The sequence below is a fragment of the Pseudomonas sp. GW821-FHT09E04 genome (assembly GCF_059416185.1).
The window spans coordinates 247,021-264,711 of the sequence record NZ_JBWKOR010000007.1 but is presented as its reverse complement, the minus strand read 5'-3'; the positions used below and the strand labels follow the sequence as shown (position 1 = coordinate 264,711).

The following is a 17,691-nucleotide window of genomic DNA, read 5'->3' as shown; positions in this document are numbered from 1 at the left end:
AAAGCCATCGTTCCAATCAGACTGGGCCTGCTGACTCTATGCGAATGCGCCTTATGTTACTGGGCGGCGGAAATGCCCTTGGGCAGGCGCTGATTCGCCTCGGTGCGGAGGAAGACATCGGTTTCCTCGCCCCCCGCCCGCCCGAAGACGGCTGGGATGCCGCGAGCCTGACACAACTGCTCGACGACACCCGTCCCGATGCATTGATCAACCTTGCCTACTATTTCGACTGGTTCCAGGCCGAGACCGTCAGCGAAAGCCGTCTGTCGGGCCAGGAACGCGCCATCGAGCGTCTGGCCGAACTGTGCCAGCACCACAACATCGTGCTGGTGCAACCGTCCAGCTACCGGGTATTCGACGGTTCCCGTGCCACCGCCTACAGCGAAAAGGACGAGCCCGTGCCGTTGGGCCTGCGCGGTCAGGCGCTGTGGCGGATCGAGCAGAGCGTACGCGCCACTTGCCCGCAGCACGTGTTGCTGCGCTTTGGCTGGCTGCTCGATGACAGCCCGGAAGGCACCCTCGGGCGATTCCTGGCCCGTGCCGAACAGCCGGAAGAATTGCTGCTGGCTGACGACCGTCGCGGCAATCCGACCCCGGTCGACGATGCGGCCCGGGTGATCATTTCGGTGCTCAAACAACTCGATTGCGCCGCGCCGCTGTGGGGCACTTACCACTACGCCGGCCACGAGGCGACTACGCCGCTGGCGCTGGGGCAGGCGATTCTCACCGAGGCTCGCAGCCTGCATCCGCTGGCGATCGAAGAACCGACCGCCCAGGCCCATGCCGCGCGTGAGGATGCCGCTGAAGAGCCGCAACACGCGGTGCTGGCCTGCAAGAAAATTCTGCACACTTTCGGGATCAAGCCGCGCGCCTGGCGTGCCGCACTCCCGGGCTTACTGGATAGGTTTTATCGCCATGGCTGACGGCCCTGTTTTAATCACCGGCGGCGCCGGTTTCATCGGTTCGCACCTGACTGACGCGTTGCTCGCCAACGGCCACTCGGTACGGATCCTCGATGACTTGTCGACCGGCAAACGCAGCAACCTGCCGCTGGACAATCCCAAGGTCGAGCTGATCGTCGGCGATGTCGCCGATGCCGCGCTGGTCGCCCAGGCGATGCTGGGTTGCAGCGCAGTCGCGCACCTGGCCGCCGTGGCTTCGGTTCAGGCGTCGGTGGATGATCCGGTGAAGACTCACCAGAGCAATTTCATCGGCACGCTCAACGTCTGCGAAGCCATGCGCGAGGCCGGCGTGAAGCGCGTGCTGTTCGCCTCCAGCGCCGCGGTCTACGGCAACAATGGCGAGGGCGAGTCGATCAACGAAGACACGCCGAAAGCGCCATTGACGCCGTATGCATCGGACAAACTGGCCGGTGAGCACTACTTCGATTTCTACCGTCGCCAGCACGGTCTGGAACCGGTGATCTTTCGCTTTTTCAACATTTTCGGCCCGCGTCAGGATCCGTCCTCGCCGTACTCCGGCGTGATCAGCATCTTCAGTGAGCGCGCGCAGAAAGGCTTGCCGATCACCGTGTTCGGCGATGGCGAGCAGACCCGGGATTTCATGTACGTCGAAGATCTGGTCGACGTGCTGGTGCAAGCCCTGGAAAAACCTGAAGCACAAGTCGGCGCGGTGAACGTCGGCTGGAATCAGGCGACCAACCTCAAGCAGATGCTGGCCGCGCTGGAAGCAGTGGTCGGTGAGCTGCCGCCGGTCAGCTATGGCCCGGCGCGCTCCGGCGATATCCGTCATTCGCGGGCGAACAACGCTCGGCTGCTTGAGCGATTCAAGTGCCCGACGCCAACGCCGATGAGCGTTGGCCTGGCACGTTTGCTCGGCCGCTGAGCTTCTCGCGGACATGAAAAAGGCGCCTTTTGACAGGCGCCTTTTTCACGGCCGGAAATCGGATTTCAAACACATTTCCTGTAGCGAGGGAGCTTGCTCCCCGGTCGATTGCGTAACATCGCCGTCAGTTCTGAGTCTGCCCGCCACCAAGCCTCATTCACCACCACGTGAACGTTCTTTGATTGCTCGCTTAGAACTTGTAGCCCAGACCGACCATGTACACAAATGGATCGACATCAACATTCACTTTTGCTCGGGTGCCCGGCGCAACGGCGTTGTTCTCGACGGTGGCGCGGGTGTCGATGTCGATGTAGCGCACCTGGGCGTTGAGCATGATGTTGTCGGTCAGCATGTAGTCAGCGCCGACCTGCCAGGCCAGGCCCCAGGAGTTTTTCGCCTTGAAGTTGCTGAAGCCGTTGGACTGGGCTTCGCTGCCGACGTGTTCGTCGTAGATCCAGGTGTAGTTGATGCCGCCGCCGATGTACGGCTGGAAGGCCGACTTCGCGTCCAGCGGGTAGTAGACGACGCTCAGGGTCGGCGGCAGGTGTTTCAGGGTGCCGAGCTTGCCGTTGGCCGCTGGCAGTGCGGTGCCCTTGAGCTTCACGTCATGCTCGAACGGGGACGCGGCCAACAGCTCGATACCGATGTTGTTGGTCAGCATGTAGGCGAAGTTCAAACCCAGTTGGGTGTCGCTGCTCATGGTCGCCTTGCCGCCCAGGTTGGTGCCGCTCAGCGGACCCTGATCGACCTTGACGCTGGAGCTGTCGGCCTTTGGGTTGACGGTGATCGCACCGGCACGAACGATGATGTCGCCAGCTTCGTGGGCGTGGGCGAGCGGGGCTGCGAGCGCGAGGGCAAACAGCGAAGCGCTGAGCAAGGACTTGTTCATGGAAGCTCCCAAAGGACGTTAAAAATGTTTGATGTCCTATGGTACGAATCCGTCTGATACGGTCTTTTGACTCAGCTCAATGAAACAGTGATGGACGGTTTTTTTGTGGAACCTTTGCTCGCGAAGCCGATTTGGCGGGCTATAACTGATTGCCGGAATTACTCCGGCAGCTCGTAGACGTAAATCTTGTCCGCATCCATCTGATACCCGGCATCGGCCAGTTCGCTGGTGGACGCCTTGACCTGCAACGGCCCCTCGACCCAGTACGGCTGATACAGCTCGTCGAGCTTCACGCCGACGGCGCTTTTCACATGCACGATCTGGTTCGACGGTGGTGGCGGCACGTGGATGCAGGCGCCGAAATACGGCACCAGCAGGAAGTCCGTGGTGCGGCCTTCCTCGCTGACTTCCAGCGGCACGATGTAGCCCGGCAGGCGGATGTTCTGGCCGTCGAGGCTTTGCACCACCGGTGCGTTGGGCAAGTCCTGCTTGGCTGCCGGCGCGGATTCGGCGGACAGCGCGTCGCTCATCTTCGACAGGTCATGCAGCGGCGTCATGTTCGGCACTTCGGGCGCCGCGTCCGGCGGGATCATCTCCGACCAGGTCAGGTCTTTCGGCGCCGCTGCCCACACGGGCAGGGCGACCAGCAACAGCAGCGCAAGGACAGCGCGGGGCATGGTGAACATCCTCATAAACGGATCGACAGGCCATCGGCCAATGATTGGCGATACGCGCGCCAGGCCGGCACGCTGCCCATCAGCAGCGCGGCAGCCAGAATGCCACCGAGCAGCGTCCATTCATACTCGCTTGGCCATGCGAGCGGCAGATACAAGCCGTAATTGGCCTGCACATAACCCTGTGCCGCGGCGATGCCGATGTACAGCAACGCCAGCCCGGCGATCACCCCGGTCAGCGCCAAAGCAAATGCCTCCAGCACCAGCAGGCTCGCGATGTGCCACGGCCGCGCACCCACCGAACGCAGGATCGCCATCTCGCGGCGGCGTTCGTTGAGGCTGGTGAGAATCGCCGTGAGCATGCCGATCAACCCGGTCAGCACCACGAACAACGAGACCACGAACAGCGCTTTTTCAGCGGTGCTCATCAGGCTCCAGAGTTCCTGCAAGGCCACACCTGGCAGGATCGCCAGCATCGGTTCGCCACGGAATTCGTTGATCTCCCGTTGCAGCGCGAAGGTGGAAATCTTGCTGTTGAGGCCGAGCATGAACGCGGTGATCGCTTGCGGCGTCAGGTCCATGTTGCGCGCCTGATCGGCACTGATCCTCCCGTTGCCACGGGCCGGCACACCGTTGTGCCAGTCGATGTGGATTGCCTCCATGCCACCGAGGCTGATGTGCAACGTGCGGTCCACCGGCGTGCCGGTGCGCTTGAGAATGCCGACCACGGTGAACGGTTTGTCATCGTGCTTGACCAGACTGATCGCCGCCACACCGTGGGCCAGTACCAGTTGGTCGCCGAGCTTGTAATGCAGCGCCTCGGCCACTTCGGCACCGAGTACCACTTCGAACGGATCGGTAGCAAAGGCGCGGCCGTCGGCCAGTTCCAGATGCTGCTGGCGACCGTACTGGTAATGCTCGAAATAGGCTTCAGTGGTGCCCATCACCCGATAGCCGCGATGGGAATCGCCGAGGGACATCGGGATCGCCCACTTCACCTTCGGGTTGCTGGCGAAGTGTTCGAAGCTGTCCCAACGAATGTTGTTGGTGGCGTTGCCGATGCGGAATACCGAGTACAGCAGCAGGTTCACCGAACCGGAACGGGCGCCGACGATCAGGTCGGTGCCGCTGATGGTGCTGGCGAAACTGGCCTTGGCTTCGGTGCGCACCCGTTCCACTGCCAACAGCAGACAGACGGAGAGGGCGATGGCGAACGCGGTGAGCAGGGCGGTGAAGCGGCGGTTGGCGAGGCTGGCCATGGCCAGACGGAACAGATACATCTCAGACCTCGGCAGACGTGGCGGCGCGATTGAGTTCGGCCAGGGACAGGTGACGGTCGAACAGCGGCGCCAGACTCTGGTCGTGGCTGACGAACAACAGGCTCGACCCGGCCTCACGGCACTCGGCGAACAACAGGCGAATGAAGTTTTCCCGGGCGTCGTAATCCAATGCCGAGGTCGGCTCGTCGGCGATCACCAGTTCCGGCTGACCGATCAACGCGCGCGCAGCGGCAACCCGTTGCTGTTGACCGATCGACAGCGAATCGGCACGGCGTCCGAGAATGCCTTCGTCCTTCAAGCCCAGGTGGGCGAGCAGGGTGGCGGCTGCCTGATCGACACTGCCATGACGCTGTTTCGCACGTTCTGCGCGCAGCTTCGAAAAGTGGCACGGCAGCTCGACGTTCTCGCGCACCGAGAGAAACGGCAGCAGGTTGAACTGCTGGAAGATGTAGCCGGTGTGATCGACACGAAAGCGATCGCGAGCGCCGGCACCCAGTTCGGTCAGTTCCTGGCCGAGCAGGCGAATGCTGCCGCGACCGGGCTTCTGCACCCCGCCGAGGAGGCCGAGCAGGGTGGTCTTGCCGCTGCCGCTGGGGCCCTTGAGGAACAGGGTTTCACCCGGTTCCAGACGAAACGCCGGGATGTCCAGCAGCGGCGGGTGACCGGGCCAGTTGAAGCCCAGGTCGGACAGTTCGATGAGTGCTTGGGTCATGGTGCCGGTTCGTGATCAGAATTTCAGGGCGGCGGATTTGGCCGTCACTTCCGTGCCTTGCTGGCCGTTCGGGCTGATCAGTTGTACCTGAATTTTCTGGGTCGCCGGGAAGGTATTGAAAATGTTCGCCAGATCCAGAGTAGTCAAGGCGCCCGGTGCTGCGCAGGTGAACTGGTAGTGAGCGTGGATTTCGCTGTGATCGTGGTGATGCGCTTCGCCGCCCTTGGCGTCTTCATCGTCGTCATGATCGTCGGCATCCGGCTTGTCACCGAACAGCGGGCTCGACAGTTCCTGACGGGTGACCTTGCAACCGGCGGCGGCCGGCAGGCTGAACAGCGCCAGCGGTTTTTCGAGTTGCGCGCGAGCGGCAGCGACCTTGGCCTTGTCGGCATCGCTGGTGGCGACGTGTTCGAAGCCGACCAGGTTCATCGCCGGGCTTTCCAGCTCCAGTTCCAGGGTCTGGCCGTCGAGCGCAGCGTTCAGGCGACCGACGCCATGTTCGTGGGCACCGAGGCTGCCGTGTTCATGATCGTGGTCATGCTCATCGGCAGCCTGGGCGATGGCCAGTGGCAACAGGGCAAACGGCAAAGCGAGCAGCAGACGACGCATGGCGAACTCCGGGAAGTAAAGTGAAGAGTTTGTTATGTAATCTTATAACGAAAGTGCGCAGAGTTTGCCCGCCCCGCACGCTTTGCGCAAGGCATCACTGAGCACCGTCCGGGATGTTCCCGGAGCGGCACGTAGATTGAATGTCACGATTTTTGAATCAGAATCCGGCGCCGGGATAGTCGAACCAGTAGCCTCCCGTTAGCACATGGCGGATCAGACTTTCGTCGAGCAGGTTCGGAGCATCGCGAGTGAAGCGCTGGCGCCAGGCTGGAAGCCACCAGTAGTTGATCGCCGTTCCACGCGGAAGTACCACCACCTTCATGACCTCCGGATCTATTTTGTGCTCTGAGTAGAGTTGATGGCTGCGATCCATGAAGCCCATGTACTGACTGATCGGCAACTGGAACATCAACGCCGTAGTGAAGATTTTTTCACTCTCACTGAACGCGGGATTTTGCAGTATCTGTAACGCTTCACATGCGTACGGCTTTGGTTGGCCGGCAATTTTTTGGCCTTCGGGAGTAGAGAGTATGTCGAAGCGGTCATCCATATCGCGCCATCCGATACGTCTATTACTTTCAAAGTAATTGTGAATGATGGCGCTCAACGGCCCTGGTGCTGCGCCTTCGGAGGTGCAGGCTGAAAGGTCGGCAGGCGACCAAAAGCGCCATGCCACAACGAGCAGGAGTGAAGCAGCCAGGATTATCCAGAGTCGTTTCATTGTGGTTTGCTGTACTTGTAACGTCGGAAGATGGTGAAGTCGTGGTCACTGCGAGCAGCATTACCCGATGCGATTCGAAAACCTGCGTCGTTGACTTCGATTTTGTCCCAGCCTGCTGAAATGCAGACACCTTGAGTCAGAACAAATCCGACGTGACCGCTGGCATCAGAGTAATTGACAGCATACGCACCAACGTCTCCGGGTAGGGGAGATTTCTCTGCGTTCCAACTATTGAGCAGCCGGGTCTCATCTGCCCATTCCCCTGCGGTTGGCGGGCTCACTTTGGAATAGCCCGGGATGTATTTTGAAGAGCCATGTTCGATCATCGCCACGTTGACACCGATGGCAGTCAATACGTCATAGACGAACACATTGCACTTGTTTGATTCCGCCCTGAACTCCACGCTTTTCTTAAGCGTTGGATGCGGTAAAGAATGTTTGACTTTGTTGCCGGCCCATTCAGTCGAACCTCGGTGTGATAGCGCCTCCATCAGTATGCGGCGCGGCATGTCCTGGATGACCACCTTTACGGTGCGGGTTTCATCCCTCCGTTTGACGCCATACTCGACCTCGTAGAATGTGTCGTTAGAGACTTTGCCGCTGGTGGATAGGGGCACTTTTACCCAAGGTGATACTGCAACTATCGACAGCGATTTACCTGAATTCAGCGTGGCTGTATGCATTGCCTTTTTTGCGCCGGAGTTACCAACAATTTGAACGGTGACTTCGTAGCTGTCACGGCTTTTTATCGAAGGTAATTTCTGGGCGTCCAAGCGGGTAATAGCGGTTTGAGTCTTGTCCGAAACGAGTGAGTAGATGCGGGGTTTGTCATCGTTTTGAACGATGTTGTCATCAATGACAAGTCCGTCGATCAGCAACTGAAACTTCACGCCTTTTGGTGGCTGCATCAGAAAGTCTTTAAAGACGAGTTTGATTTCCGACTTCATGGCAAGTCCTGATTCAGGGATTCTTCATAAGCGTAAAACGTCCACTCGGACTCTTCACCGACCAACAGAGTGTCGTAATCCGAATGGCTTTCCACAGGGTGTTCGCAGCCTTCGCCTGTTGCATTACAGGTGATGTCTTGCAGGACGGCTGTTTTTTTCTTGTCTTTGAGTCTGTAGGCAAGTCCTGGTTTCTGGGAGTCGTCCAGGCGTTCGATGATGACTTGCAGATAGCGATGTGAAGTCGGGGCGGTAATCGAAGGGCCCATATCGATGGGCGCTGGACGGCCAATGCCGGCGAAGCCGCTGTGTTGCTGAGTGAGCAGTTTGTTGGCCATGGGCGGGCAGCCGCAGGCGATATAGTCACCCTCCAGTGCAGCTGGGCCGGCGGGCAGGATCAGAGTTCTTTCGCCAACGGCGACAATCGGTCCTTGGCCAGCACTGCACGCCGGGCAACTGGCAAGTTGCCCGATCGAGGCGATGATTTTGCCTTCGATACGCAGGTTTTCGTTTCCTTCGAGAATCACGCCACCTGTAGAGGTGGGGCCTCCCTTCGACGCCAGTTTTCTTCCTGAAGACATGGGGTTCCTTCCCATGAAAAAAAGAAGAAATGTAGCCGATAAGGCAAGCGTCGCCAGCTTCTGACACTTGGCGTTACACAAGTCCCATGGGAGCATGCAGGTCAGAAATGTGCGGGAGCGAAGTTATGTTGCGGATACGCGGAACCGTCGGTGAGTTGCCGGTGGATTTGACCCTGGAACTGGATGAAAGCGATTGGGCGCGGCTCGGTGCGCAGTTTGGCTTGCAGGTGCAGCCGGCCCAGCCGCAAACAGCGGCGGCGCCTGTGGCGAAACCGGTCAATCAGGATGACGCGTTGTGGCAGGTCGCCAGGGATCTGTTGCGCAAGGCCGGGCAACTCAGCGGGCCGGAGCTGCTGGATCAGCTCGAAGGGCTGACCGGCAGTGCGGCGGCGGGCAAGCGCTTGCTGGTGCGCCTGCGGCATTCGTCGGATGTGAAAGTGGCGAGCGGCGGGGATACGCCGCTCTACAGCTGGATCGAGTAAGCGCTTAGTACAGCGCCGCAAACACCTTGCGACGGTAAGCGGTCACCAGCGGGTGATCGTTGCCCAGCAGTTCGAACACTTGCAGCAAGGTCTTGTGCGGCAGGCCTTCGCCGTAGCTGCGATTTCGGATGAACAGCTTGAGCAGCGCGTCCAGCGCCGCTTCGTATTGCTGGCGGGCCAGTTGCTGGATCGCCAGTTGATACACCGCTTCATCGTCCTGCGGGTTCTGCGCCAGACGGCTTTTCAAGTCGGCGGCGTCCGGCAGGTCGCGGGCCAGGCCGAGGAACTTGATCTGTGCCTTGGCACCGGCCAGTGCAGCCTTGTGCTCGTCGCTCTTGACCGCGTCGAGCACTGCTTGCGCTTCGCCCAGTTCACCGCGTTCGGTCAGGCAGCGGGCGTAGAGAATCAGCGCCTTGGCGTTGGTGTTGTCTTCATTGAGCATCACCACCAGCGCGGCTTCGGCATCGGCGTAACGGCCTTCGTCGAACAGCGCCTGAGCCTGTTCGAATGGATCAGCGGCGGCTGGTGGCGGCATCTTCACATGCGGTTCGAGCAGGGCGCGCACGGCGGATTCCGGCTGGGCCCCGGCGAAACCGTCCACAGGCTGACCGTCCTTGAACAGCACCACGGTCGGCAGGCTGCGGATACCGAAGCGGGCGACGATGTCCTGCTCGACGTCGCAGTCGACCTTGGCCAGCAGCAACTCGCCCTGATAGCTCTCGGCGATCCCTTGCAGCATCGGCATCAACGCCTTGCACGGCGCGCACCATTCGGCCCAGAAATCCACCAGCACCGGTTTTTGAAAGGAGGCCTCGATCACCGACTGGTCGAAGTCGGCCGTCGTGGCGTCGAAAATGTACGGCGTTTGCTGACTCATGGGGTATCTCGTAAAAGCGTGAATGGGGCAACTATACGGTCAGGCGCGGGCCGCATGGTAGAGGCTGACATGGCGAAACTCTTCGGGCTCGGCCAGATCCGGCAGGGTCATGGCTTCGAGCATTTCGATCCGCCGGTACAGCGGATGACGGAAATCCCTGACCCGCGAATCCGCCACCAATGCTTCGCGACCGCGACTGAGAAACGCATCGAGCAGCGGCAGGTTCTCACGGTCGTACAGAACGTCGGCCACCAGGATCAGATCAAAGCGATCCGCCTCGGCGAAGAAGTCCGTGGAATAACTCATCTGCACGTCATTGAGTTCAGCGTTGGCCCGGCAGGCGGCAATCGCCAGCGGATCAAGGTCGCAGGCCACCACTTCCAGTGCTCCTGCCTTCACGGCGGCAATCCCGGCGATCCCGGAACCGGCGCCGAAATCCAGTACGCGTTTGCCACGCACCCACTCGGGAAATTCCGCCAGGTAACGCGCCACCGCCAGGCCGCTGGCCCAGCAGAAACTCCAGTACGGCGGTTCGTGCAGGATTCGCCGGGTTTCGTCCGGGCTGAACTCCCGGGCCATGTTGTCGCCGTCGATCAGCCACAGTTTCAGATCAGTGTCCGGCAGCGGGCAGGCCACCAGCCGGGCATCACCGAGCAACTCGCCCAGCGCCTGTTGCAGGTCTAACGGTGCATTCATGGGGCTTTGACAAATTGCAGTTGGCCCAGCGCCTGGGTGGTCGGCTGGCTGATGGTCTGCGACGGCAGGTGCAGGATCAACTGGCCGGATTGAGTGGCGCGGCCCCGCAGTTCGACCCGCGCGCCGGCCGGGAAGGCGTCAGGGTTGAAACGCAGGCGAAACGGCAGAACCTGGTTGTTGCCGATCAGACTGGAACTGGCGAGTAACTGCTGTGGGCGACCTTTCTCGTCGATCACCAGCAGCGCCAGTTCGACTTCGGCGCCAGCCGGCACGCCTTGCAGGGTGCCGCTCAGTTCCCGTTGATACGCGGGCAGCGGGCCGAGGTCGGCCGCTTCTTTGGCCTTTTTCTGCGCCTGTTGCGGTGCCGGGCCCGGCGTTGGTGGCTGCGGCTTGGGCGCGTCGCTGCCACAGGCCACCAGCAGGCTGAAAACACTGAGCAAAACGAGCGGTCGTAACGACATTGGCGGCTCCAGCAAAATGAAATCCATGGATCAAACGATCATGGCAGTCTGTATACCGCAAAGCCTATGGCTTGTCTTGCCACCGGGATGCGCTACCATGGCCCTCCCTTTTTTTGTTGCCAGCCACCATGCACTGTCCCTTCTGCGGTGCCAACGACACCAAGGTCATCGACTCGCGTCTGGTCGCCGAGGGCGAACAGGTGCGCCGCCGGCGTGAATGCCTGGCCTGCGGCGAACGTTTCACGACGTTCGAGACGGCCGAACTGGTGTTGCCGCGCCTGATCAAAACCGACGGCAGCCGCCAACCGTTCGACGAAGAAAAACTCCGCGCCGGCATGCAGCGCGCCCTGGAGAAACGTCCGGTGAGCGTCGAGCGTCTCGAGTCCTCGCTGGTGCACATCAAACACAAGCTGCGCGCCACCGGCGAACGCGAGGTCAAATCCCTCGTGGTCGGCGAACTGGTGATGGCCGAGCTGCAAAAGCTCGATGAAGTCGCCTACATCCGTTTCGCTTCCGTGTATCGCCGCTTCCAGGACCTCAACGAGTTCCGCGAAGAGATCGACCGCCTCGCCCGTGAACCGGTGAAAGAATGACCAGCGCCGCCGAACAGGCCATCCTCGACGCCCACTTCATGGCCCGGGCCCTGGAACTGGCGCGCAAAGGGCATTACACGACCCATCCCAATCCACGGGTCGGCTGCGTGATCGTGCGCGACGGGCAGATTGTCGGCGAAGGCTGGCATGAGCGTGCCGGCGAACCCCACGCCGAAGTCCACGCCCTGCGCGCCGCCGGTGAGCTGGCCCGGGGCGCGACCGCTTACGTCACCCTCGAACCTTGCAGCCATCACGGCCGCACGCCGCCCTGCGCCGATGCGCTGGTGAATGCCGGTGTCGGCCGGGTGGTTGCGGCGATGCGCGATCCCAATCCGCAAGTCGCCGGACGCGGATTGCAGCGTCTGGCCGATGCCGGCATCGCCACCGAAAGCGGCGTGCTGGAAGCCGAAGCACGCAAGCTCAATCAAGGTTTTCTGAAACGCATGGAGCACGGCTTGCCGTTCGTGCGGGTCAAGTTGGCCATGAGCCTCGACGGCCGCACAGCGATGGAAAGCGGCGAGAGCCAATGGATCACCGGGCCTGCCGCGCGTTCGGCGGTGCAGCGTTTGCGCGCCCAGGCCAGCGTGGTGCTGACCGGCGCTGATACGGTGCTGGCCGATGGCGCACGACTGACCGTGCGCGGCGATGAGCTGGGTCTGGATGCCGAGCAAACCGCGCTGGCCCTGAGCCGTCCGCCGCTGCGGGTACTGATTGACGGGCGCCTGCGAGTACCGCTGGATGCGCCGTTCTTCAAGGCCGGCCCGGCGCTGGTCGCCACCTGCGTGGCCATCGAAGAACAGTACGCCCACGGCCCGGAATGCCTGATCGTGCCGGGTGATGACGGTCAGGTCGATCTGCGCCAATTGCTGATTGAACTGGCCAGCCGTGGCGTCAACGAAGTGCTGGTCGAGGCCGGTCCGCGACTGGCCGGTGCGTTTGCCCAGCTCGGTCTGGTCGACGAGTTCGTGATCTTCATCGCCGGCAAGTTTCTCGGCTCCACGGCGCGTCCGTTGCTGGACTGGCCGCTAGCCTATATGAAGGATGCGCCGGAGCTGAAAATCACTGAAATTCGCGCGGTTGGCGATGACTGGCGAGTCACTGCAATCCCTGTCTCATCGGCGAGCGTATAATTCCCGGCCATCGCGTTAGCGCTGGCTTCGTTCTCAAGGAGAACCCCATGTTTACCGGCATCATCGAATCCATCGGCAGTATCCGCGCACTGACCCCAAAGGGCGGTGATGTGCGGGTGCATGTCGAAACCGGCAAGCTCGACCTGAGCGACGTCAAACTCGGCGACAGCATCGCGGTCAACGGCGTGTGCCTGACCGCTGTAGAGCTGCCGGGCGACGGCTTTGCCGCCGACGTCAGTCGCGAAACCCTCGACTGCACCGCCATGAATGACCTGAAGAGCGGTAGCCCGGTCAACCTGGAAAAAGCCCTGACCCCGACCACCCGTCTCGGCGGACATCTGGTCAGCGGTCACGTCGACGGTGTCGGCGAAGTGGTCTCGCGCAGCGACAATGCCCGCGCCGTGGAATTTCGCATCCGCGCGCCGAAAGAGCTGGCCAAGTACATCGCCCACAAAGGCTCGATCACCGTCGACGGCACCAGCCTGACCGTGAACGCGGTCGATGGCGCCGAATTTCTGCTGACGATCATCCCGCACACCTTGAGCGAAACCATCATGGCGTCCTACAAGCCAGGTCGCCGGGTGAACCTGGAAGTCGACTTGCTGGCGCGTTATCTCGAACGCCTGCTGTTGGGCGACAAGGCTGCAGAGCCGACCGCCGGCGGTACGATCACTGAAAGCTTTCTGGCCGCCAACGGCTACCTCAAATCCTGACTGAAGGGGGTGCCTTGTGGCGCTCAATAGCATCGAAGAACTGGTTGAAGACATCCGCCAAGGCAAGATGGTCATCCTCATGGATGACGAAGACCGCGAGAACGAAGGCGACCTGATCATGGCCGCCGAATGCTGCAAGGCCGAGCACATCAACTTCATGGCCAAGCACGCCCGTGGCCTGATCTGCATGCCGATGAGCCGCGAGCGCTGCGAAACCCTGAAGCTGCCGCTGATGGCACCGCGCAACGGTTCCGGTTTCGGCACCAAGTTCACCGTGTCGATCGAAGCCGCCGAAGGCGTGACCACCGGCATCTCCGCCGCTGACCGCGCGCGCACCGTGCAAGCGGCTGCGGCGAAAGACGCGAAAGCCGAAGACATCGTCAGCCCGGGCCACATCTTCCCGCTGATGGCTCAGGCCGGCGGCACCCTGGCGCGCGCCGGTCACACCGAAGCGGCTTGCGACCTGGCACGCATGGCCGGTTTCGAGCCGAGCGGCGTGATCTGCGAAGTGATGAACGACGACGGCACCATGTCCCGTCGCGCCGAACTGGAAGCTTTCGCGGCCGAACACAACATTAAGATCGGCACCATCGCCGACCTGATTCACTACCGGATGATCCACGAACGTACCGTTCAGCGGATTGCCGAGCAGCCACTGGACAGCGAACTGGGCCAATTCAACCTGGTGACCTATCGTGATTCCGTGGAAGGCGACGTGCACATGGCACTGACCCTGGGCACCGTTTGCGCCGAAGAACCGACCCTGGTTCGTGTGCACAACATGGACCCGCTGCGCGACCTGCTGATGGTCAAGCAACCGGGCCGCTGGAGCCTGCGCGCCGCCATGGCTGCGGTTGCCGAGGCCGGCAGCGGTGTGGTGCTGCTGCTCGGTCACCCGCTCGATGGCGACGTGTTGCTGGCGCATATCCGCGAAACCGGCGATCAGGCGGCGGTGAAAAAACCGACCACCTACAGCATCGTCGGTGCCGGTTCGCAGATCCTGCGTGACCTCGGCGTACGCAAAATGCGCTTGATGTCGGCACCGATGAAATTTAATGCGATATCCGGTTTCGATCTGGAAGTTGTAGAATACGTGCCCTCCGAATAATGACCGGTTGTTTCCGGACCCGAATTCGCGGCAAATAAATCACTGAGGGACGCGAAACAGACGCGTCCCGGCTCTTTAAGAGATCTGACGAATGACCCTGAAGACCATCGAAGGTACCTTCATCGCCCCTAAAGGCCGCTACGCTTTGGTAGTGGGCCGTTTCAACAGTTTCGTGGTTGAAAGCCTGGTCAGCGGTGCAGTTGATGCCCTGGTTCGCCACGGCGTGAGCGAAAGCGACATCACCATCATCCGCGCACCTGGCGCCTTCGAAATCCCGCTGGTTGCGCAAAAAGTCGCCCAGAAAGGCGAGTTCGCAGCAATCATCGCCCTGGGCGCGGTCATTCGTGGCGGCACTCCGCACTTCGAATACGTGGCTGGCGAGTGCACCAAGGGCCTGGCCCAGGTGTCCATGGAATTCGGCGTACCGGTCGCTTTCGGCGTCCTGACCGTTGATTCCATCGAGCAAGCCATCGAACGTTCCGGCACCAAAGCCGGCAACAAAGGTGCTGAAGCTGCCCTGTCCGCTCTGGAAATGGTCAGCCTGCTGGCGCAGTTGGAGGCCAAGTGATTAGCGACGAAAGCGATCGTTTCAACCCGCGCGATCCGAAACCTGCGGATGCCGGCAAGCCATCGAAGAGCGTCAAGCGCCGCGAAGCCCGTCAGCTCGCGACTCAGGCTCTGTATCAATGGCACATGGCCAAGGCTTCGCTGAACGAGATCGAAGCGCAATTCCGGGTCGATAACGATTTTACCGATGTCGATGGCGCGTATTTCCGCGAAATCCTGCACGGGGTTCCGGCCAGCCGCACCGAAATCGACAACGCGCTCACGCCTTGCCTGGATCTGGCGATCGAAGAGTTGGACCCGGTTGAACTGGCGGTTCTGCGTCTGTCCACCTGGGAGCTGCTCAAGCGCGTCGACGTGCCGTACCGCGTTGTGATCAACGAAGGTATCGAATTGGCCAAGGTGTTCGGTTCCACCGACGGCCACAAGTTCGTCAACGGCGTTCTCGACAAGCTGGCTCCGCGCCTGCGTGAAGCTGAAGTCAAGGCGTTCAAGCGCTGATCAGCGCTTGATATCGCAATGGGCGAGTTTGAGCTGATCCGCAATTTCTTCGCCGCCGCGCCTTGTGCGCAGGGTGGCGAAGGCGTTGCACTGGGGATCGGCGACGACTGCGCCTTGCTGGCGGTTCCTTCCGGGGAGCAGCTGGCGATTTCCACCGATACGCTGGTGGCCGGCGTGCATTTCGCCGATCCCTGCGATCCGTTTCTGCTCGGTCAGCGCTCGCTGGCCGTGGCGGTCAGCGATCTGGCTGCCATGGGCGCCACGCCCGTTGCCTTTACCCTTGCCCTGACCTTGCCGACGGTGACTGCCGATTGGCTGCAAGCCTATGCCCGTGGTTTGAACCGTATGGCGCAAAGCTGCAGCGTGGCGCTGGTTGGCGGCGATACCACTCGCGGGCCGTTGAGCCTGACCGTCACCGTGTTCGGTCGCGTCCCGGCCGGAAAGGCCCTGACCCGCAGCGGCGCGCAGCCGGGCGATCTGCTGTGTGTCGGCGGCGAACTGGGCAATGCCGCAGGGGCCTTGCCGCTGGTGCTCGGCCAGCGCGAAGCCGAGCCGGACATCGCACAGCCGTTGCTCGATCATTACTGGTCGCCGCAACCGCAACTCGCCCTCGGTCAGGCCTTGCGTGGCAAGGCTACGTCGGCGCTGGATATCTCCGATGGCTTGCTCGCCGATTGCGGCCACATTGCACTGGCCTCGAAGGTTCGCCTTGAAGTCGAGCGTGAGCGCGTGCCGCTGTCGGAGGCGCTGGTGGCGTTTCTCGGTCAGCGCGGCGCCGAACGTGCGGCGCTGAGCGGTGGCGATGATTACGTGCTGGCCTTTACCTTGCCGTCCGTCGTATTGCCGGCGCTGCTGGCCGATGGCTGGCCGATCCATGTGATCGGGCGCGTGGCAGAGGGGCAGGGCGTGGTGCTGCTGGATCGCGAAGGGCATGACATCACCCCGCAAATCCGGGGTTATCAACATTTTCAGGAGTCACCGTGACAGATCACCCGAAACAGGTTCCCGGCGAGTTCGTTCCGCCGTCGGTCTGGCGCAACCCCTGGCATTTCCTCGCGTTCGGCTTCGGTTCCGGCACCTTGCCGAAAGCACCGGGCACGTGGGGCTCGTTAGTTGCGCTACCCTTTATTCCGTTGTGGCAGATGTTGCCCGACTGGGGTTACTGGCTGATGCTCGGGATCACCATGCTGTTCGGCTTCTGGCTGTGCGGCAAGGTCGCCGACGATCTGCGGGTACACGACCACGAAGGCATCGTCTGGGACGAAATGGTCGGGATGTGGATCACCCTGTGGCTGGTGCCGGAAGGCTGGTACTGGTTGCTCGCCGGGTTTTTGATGTTCCGCTTCTTCGACATCCTCAAGCCATGGCCGATCCGCTGGATCGACCGGCATGTGCATGGCGGCGTCGGCATCATGCTCGACGACGTGCTGGCGGGCGTGTTCGCCTGGCTGGCGATGCAGGGACTGGTGTGGATTTTCGCCTGATTTCAAGGCGTGGATGAGGGACACAGGGATGGCTCGACGCGGCTTGGCGATACTGTTTTTTACCCTGCTGGGTGTGCTGGCCGGTGCGGTGGCGCAGGCGCAGGACGCAACGCCGTCGGTCATTCACCTGGCCAGCGAAGAATGGGAAGACTACACCGCTGCCGATGGCCACGGCCTGGGCTGGGACGTGTTGCGCAAAGTGTTCGAGCCGGCCGGTGTGACTCTGGATATCCGCTCCGTGCCGTACACCCGTTCGGTGGGCCTGGTGCAACTGAAGGAAGTCGACGCACTGGTCGGTTCCTATCGCGGTGAAGCCGAGCAGGTGCTGTACCCGAAATGGAACTTCGATTCCGACCACATCTACGCACTCGGCCTTGCCAGCAACCCGTCGCCGACCCAGGCGAACCTTGGCAAGTACCGACTGGCCTGGGTGCGGGGTTATCGGTATGAAACCTACCTGCCGAACGTCAAGCGCTTCAACCAGATCGAGCGCCGCACCGGAATCCTGTCGATGCTCAAGCAGGGGCGGGCGGATTACTACATCGATGCCCTGACGGAAATCGAAGCGGTGGTGAGAAACGCCGCCGACCCTTCGCAATACCATTACTCGCATCTGGCAGAGTTGCCGCTGTACCTCGGTTTCGCCGACACCCCGCAGGCCCGCGCACTGATGTCGATCTACGACCAGCGCATGGAACAACTGGTGAAAAGCGGCGAGCTGAAACCGATCTTCGAGCACTGGAAGCAGCCGTATCCGTTCGAGTAAACGCGATGATGTCGGGCCTGTTATCAAACTTTTTGATCGTTATGGCCGATAATTCAGCCTA

At 61.4% G+C, this 17,691-nt stretch carries 23 protein-coding genes; 12 read left to right on the top strand and 11 right to left on the bottom strand.

Features of this window, described 5'->3' with window-relative positions; all coding sequences use genetic code 11:
* Positions 1-38 precede the first annotated feature (38 nt).
* Entirely contained in the window at positions 39-923 is an 885-nt protein-coding gene (locus tag AC07N4_RS25220) for a sugar nucleotide-binding protein (RefSeq protein ID WP_096820741.1), read from the top strand.
* Positions 916-1,845, top strand: a complete 930-nt coding sequence (locus AC07N4_RS25215; RefSeq protein ID WP_102620875.1) for an NAD-dependent epimerase/dehydratase family protein — start codon at positions 916-918, stop codon at positions 1,843-1,845. The genes AC07N4_RS25220 and AC07N4_RS25215 overlap by 8 nt, the downstream gene beginning before the upstream one ends.
* 190 nt (positions 1,846-2,035) lie before the next feature.
* Here the strand turns inward: AC07N4_RS25215 and AC07N4_RS25210 are convergent, their stop codons facing one another.
* The 8 genes from AC07N4_RS25210 to AC07N4_RS25175 all read right to left on the bottom strand — a co-directional run bounded on the left by AC07N4_RS25210 (position 2,036) and on the right by AC07N4_RS25175 (position 8,255).
* Positions 2,036-2,734 (bottom strand): OmpW/AlkL family protein, encoded by a 699-nt coding sequence (locus AC07N4_RS25210; RefSeq protein ID WP_007955593.1) that lies wholly within the window; start codon positions 2,732-2,734, stop codon positions 2,036-2,038.
* A 158-nt stretch (positions 2,735-2,892) separates the two neighbouring features.
* Positions 2,893-3,411: a DUF3299 domain-containing protein gene (locus tag AC07N4_RS25205; protein WP_096820927.1), complete on the bottom strand. Its 519-nt coding sequence runs from the start codon at positions 3,409-3,411 to the stop codon at positions 2,893-2,895.
* Between the two features lie 11 nt (positions 3,412-3,422).
* Positions 3,423-4,688, bottom strand: coding sequence for an ABC transporter permease (locus tag AC07N4_RS25200; RefSeq protein ID WP_096820743.1), 1,266 nt, complete (start codon positions 4,686-4,688; stop codon positions 3,423-3,425).
* A gap of 1 nt (position 4,689) precedes the next feature.
* Positions 4,690-5,400: an ABC transporter ATP-binding protein gene (locus tag AC07N4_RS25195; protein ID WP_096820744.1), complete on the bottom strand. Its 711-nt coding sequence runs from the start codon at positions 5,398-5,400 to the stop codon at positions 4,690-4,692.
* 15 nt (positions 5,401-5,415) lie between these two features.
* Entirely contained in the window at positions 5,416-6,009 is a 594-nt protein-coding gene (locus AC07N4_RS25190) for a DUF2796 domain-containing protein (RefSeq protein WP_493066433.1), read from the bottom strand.
* A 157-nt stretch (positions 6,010-6,166) separates the two neighbouring features.
* Positions 6,167-6,730 (bottom strand): hypothetical protein, encoded by a 564-nt coding sequence (locus AC07N4_RS25185; RefSeq protein WP_096820746.1) that lies wholly within the window; start codon positions 6,728-6,730, stop codon positions 6,167-6,169.
* Complete coding sequence (locus tag AC07N4_RS25180; RefSeq protein ID WP_096820747.1) at positions 6,727-7,677, bottom strand: CHAP domain-containing protein; 951 nt, start codon at positions 7,675-7,677, stop codon at positions 6,727-6,729. Before AC07N4_RS25180 ends, AC07N4_RS25185 begins: the two co-directional genes overlap by 4 nt.
* Positions 7,674-8,255 (bottom strand): PAAR domain-containing protein, encoded by a 582-nt coding sequence (locus AC07N4_RS25175; protein ID WP_255261922.1) that lies wholly within the window; start codon positions 8,253-8,255, stop codon positions 7,674-7,676. The genes AC07N4_RS25180 and AC07N4_RS25175 overlap by 4 nt, the downstream gene beginning before the upstream one ends.
* A gap of 125 nt (positions 8,256-8,380) precedes the next feature.
* On the opposite strand from AC07N4_RS25175, the gene AC07N4_RS25170 reads away from it, so the two are divergent.
* On the top strand, positions 8,381-8,737 hold the full coding sequence (locus AC07N4_RS25170; RefSeq protein ID WP_493066434.1) for a hypothetical protein: 357 nt from the start codon (positions 8,381-8,383) through the stop codon (positions 8,735-8,737).
* Positions 8,738-8,741: 4 nt separating this feature from the next.
* On the opposite strand, the gene trxA is transcribed toward AC07N4_RS25170, so the two are convergent.
* The 3 genes from trxA to AC07N4_RS25155 are packed head-to-tail and all read right to left on the bottom strand — an operon-like array spanning position 8,742 to position 10,771.
* The gene (trxA, locus tag AC07N4_RS25165) at positions 8,742-9,614 is read right to left on the bottom strand and encodes a thioredoxin (RefSeq protein ID WP_096820749.1); all 873 of its coding nucleotides are present in this window, start codon (positions 9,612-9,614) and stop codon (positions 8,742-8,744) included.
* 39 nt (positions 9,615-9,653) lie between these two features.
* Positions 9,654-10,310, bottom strand: a complete 657-nt coding sequence (locus AC07N4_RS25160; protein ID WP_085712325.1) for a class I SAM-dependent methyltransferase — start codon at positions 10,308-10,310, stop codon at positions 9,654-9,656.
* The gene (locus tag AC07N4_RS25155) at positions 10,307-10,771 is read right to left on the bottom strand and encodes a YbaY family lipoprotein (protein WP_102620892.1); all 465 of its coding nucleotides are present in this window, start codon (positions 10,769-10,771) and stop codon (positions 10,307-10,309) included. Before AC07N4_RS25155 ends, AC07N4_RS25160 begins: the two co-directional genes overlap by 4 nt.
* Before the next feature lie 128 nt (positions 10,772-10,899).
* Here AC07N4_RS25155 and nrdR point away from each other — a divergent pair, with 128 nt between their 5' ends.
* The 9 genes from nrdR (at position 10,900) to AC07N4_RS25110 (ending at position 17,630) form a co-directional block, all read left to right on the top strand.
* Positions 10,900-11,364, top strand: a complete 465-nt coding sequence (gene nrdR / locus AC07N4_RS25150) for a transcriptional regulator NrdR (RefSeq protein ID WP_003228656.1) — start codon at positions 10,900-10,902, stop codon at positions 11,362-11,364.
* Positions 11,361-12,494, top strand: a complete 1,134-nt coding sequence (gene ribD, locus AC07N4_RS25145) for a bifunctional diaminohydroxyphosphoribosylaminopyrimidine deaminase/5-amino-6-(5-phosphoribosylamino)uracil reductase RibD (RefSeq protein WP_493066435.1) — start codon at positions 11,361-11,363, stop codon at positions 12,492-12,494. Before nrdR ends, ribD begins: the two co-directional genes overlap by 4 nt.
* A 47-nt stretch (positions 12,495-12,541) precedes the next feature.
* Complete coding sequence (locus tag AC07N4_RS25140; protein WP_102620871.1) at positions 12,542-13,207, top strand: riboflavin synthase; 666 nt, start codon at positions 12,542-12,544, stop codon at positions 13,205-13,207.
* Positions 13,208-13,223: 16 nt separating this feature from the next.
* Positions 13,224-14,315 carry a bifunctional 3,4-dihydroxy-2-butanone-4-phosphate synthase/GTP cyclohydrolase II gene (gene ribBA, locus AC07N4_RS25135; protein ID WP_065259547.1) on the top strand — a complete coding sequence of 364 codons (1,092 nt, stop codon included), beginning with the start codon at positions 13,224-13,226 and terminating at the stop codon, positions 14,313-14,315.
* Positions 14,316-14,406: 91 nt separating this feature from the next.
* On the top strand, positions 14,407-14,883 hold the full coding sequence (gene ribH, locus AC07N4_RS25130) for a 6,7-dimethyl-8-ribityllumazine synthase (RefSeq protein ID WP_003228649.1): 477 nt from the start codon (positions 14,407-14,409) through the stop codon (positions 14,881-14,883).
* A complete protein-coding gene (gene nusB / locus AC07N4_RS25125; RefSeq protein ID WP_096820751.1) occupies positions 14,880-15,380 on the top strand; it encodes a transcription antitermination factor NusB in 501 nt (166 codons plus the stop codon). Before ribH ends, nusB begins: the two co-directional genes overlap by 4 nt.
* 18 nt (positions 15,381-15,398) lie before the next feature.
* Entirely contained in the window at positions 15,399-16,364 is a 966-nt protein-coding gene (thiL, locus tag AC07N4_RS25120; protein ID WP_493066436.1) for a thiamine-phosphate kinase, read from the top strand.
* Positions 16,361-16,864 carry a phosphatidylglycerophosphatase A family protein gene (locus AC07N4_RS25115; RefSeq protein ID WP_096820753.1) on the top strand — a complete coding sequence of 168 codons (504 nt, stop codon included), beginning with the start codon at positions 16,361-16,363 and terminating at the stop codon, positions 16,862-16,864. The genes thiL and AC07N4_RS25115 overlap by 4 nt, the downstream gene beginning before the upstream one ends.
* 28 nt (positions 16,865-16,892) lie before the next feature.
* On the top strand, positions 16,893-17,630 hold the full coding sequence (locus tag AC07N4_RS25110; protein ID WP_096820754.1) for a substrate-binding periplasmic protein: 738 nt from the start codon (positions 16,893-16,895) through the stop codon (positions 17,628-17,630).
* The last annotated feature ends 61 nt before the right edge of the window (positions 17,631-17,691 follow it).

Coding starts and splice junctions, on each gene's coding strand:
- AC07N4_RS25220 (WP_096820741.1), top strand. CDS start 39: ATGCGAATGCGCCTTATGTTACTGGGCGGCGGAAATGCCCTTGGGCAG.
- AC07N4_RS25215 (WP_102620875.1), top strand. CDS start 916: ATGGCTGACGGCCCTGTTTTAATCACCGGCGGCGCCGGTTTCATCGGT.
- AC07N4_RS25210 (WP_007955593.1), bottom strand. CDS start 2,734: ATGAACAAGTCCTTGCTCAGCGCTTCGCTGTTTGCCCTCGCGCTCGCA.
- AC07N4_RS25205 (WP_096820927.1), bottom strand. CDS start 3,411: ATGCCCCGCGCTGTCCTTGCGCTGCTGTTGCTGGTCGCCCTGCCCGTG.
- AC07N4_RS25200 (WP_096820743.1), bottom strand. CDS start 4,688: ATGTATCTGTTCCGTCTGGCCATGGCCAGCCTCGCCAACCGCCGCTTC.
- AC07N4_RS25195 (WP_096820744.1), bottom strand. CDS start 5,400: ATGACCCAAGCACTCATCGAACTGTCCGACCTGGGCTTCAACTGGCCC.
- AC07N4_RS25190 (WP_493066433.1), bottom strand. CDS start 6,009: ATGCGTCGTCTGCTGCTCGCTTTGCCGTTTGCCCTGTTGCCACTGGCC.
- AC07N4_RS25185 (WP_096820746.1), bottom strand. CDS start 6,730: ATGAAACGACTCTGGATAATCCTGGCTGCTTCACTCCTGCTCGTTGTG.
- AC07N4_RS25180 (WP_096820747.1), bottom strand. CDS start 7,677: ATGAAGTCGGAAATCAAACTCGTCTTTAAAGACTTTCTGATGCAGCCA.
- AC07N4_RS25175 (WP_255261922.1), bottom strand. CDS start 8,255: ATGTCTTCAGGAAGAAAACTGGCGTCGAAGGGAGGCCCCACCTCTACA.
- AC07N4_RS25170 (WP_493066434.1), top strand. CDS start 8,381: ATGTTGCGGATACGCGGAACCGTCGGTGAGTTGCCGGTGGATTTGACC.
- trxA (WP_096820749.1), bottom strand. CDS start 9,614: ATGAGTCAGCAAACGCCGTACATTTTCGACGCCACGACGGCCGACTTC.
- AC07N4_RS25160 (WP_085712325.1), bottom strand. CDS start 10,310: ATGAATGCACCGTTAGACCTGCAACAGGCGCTGGGCGAGTTGCTCGGT.
- AC07N4_RS25155 (WP_102620892.1), bottom strand. CDS start 10,771: ATGTCGTTACGACCGCTCGTTTTGCTCAGTGTTTTCAGCCTGCTGGTG.
- nrdR (WP_003228656.1), top strand. CDS start 10,900: ATGCACTGTCCCTTCTGCGGTGCCAACGACACCAAGGTCATCGACTCG.
- ribD (WP_493066435.1), top strand. CDS start 11,361: ATGACCAGCGCCGCCGAACAGGCCATCCTCGACGCCCACTTCATGGCC.
- AC07N4_RS25140 (WP_102620871.1), top strand. CDS start 12,542: ATGTTTACCGGCATCATCGAATCCATCGGCAGTATCCGCGCACTGACC.
- ribH (WP_003228649.1), top strand. CDS start 14,407: ATGACCCTGAAGACCATCGAAGGTACCTTCATCGCCCCTAAAGGCCGC.
- thiL (WP_493066436.1), top strand. CDS start 15,399: ATGGGCGAGTTTGAGCTGATCCGCAATTTCTTCGCCGCCGCGCCTTGT.
- AC07N4_RS25110 (WP_096820754.1), top strand. CDS start 16,893: ATGGCTCGACGCGGCTTGGCGATACTGTTTTTTACCCTGCTGGGTGTG.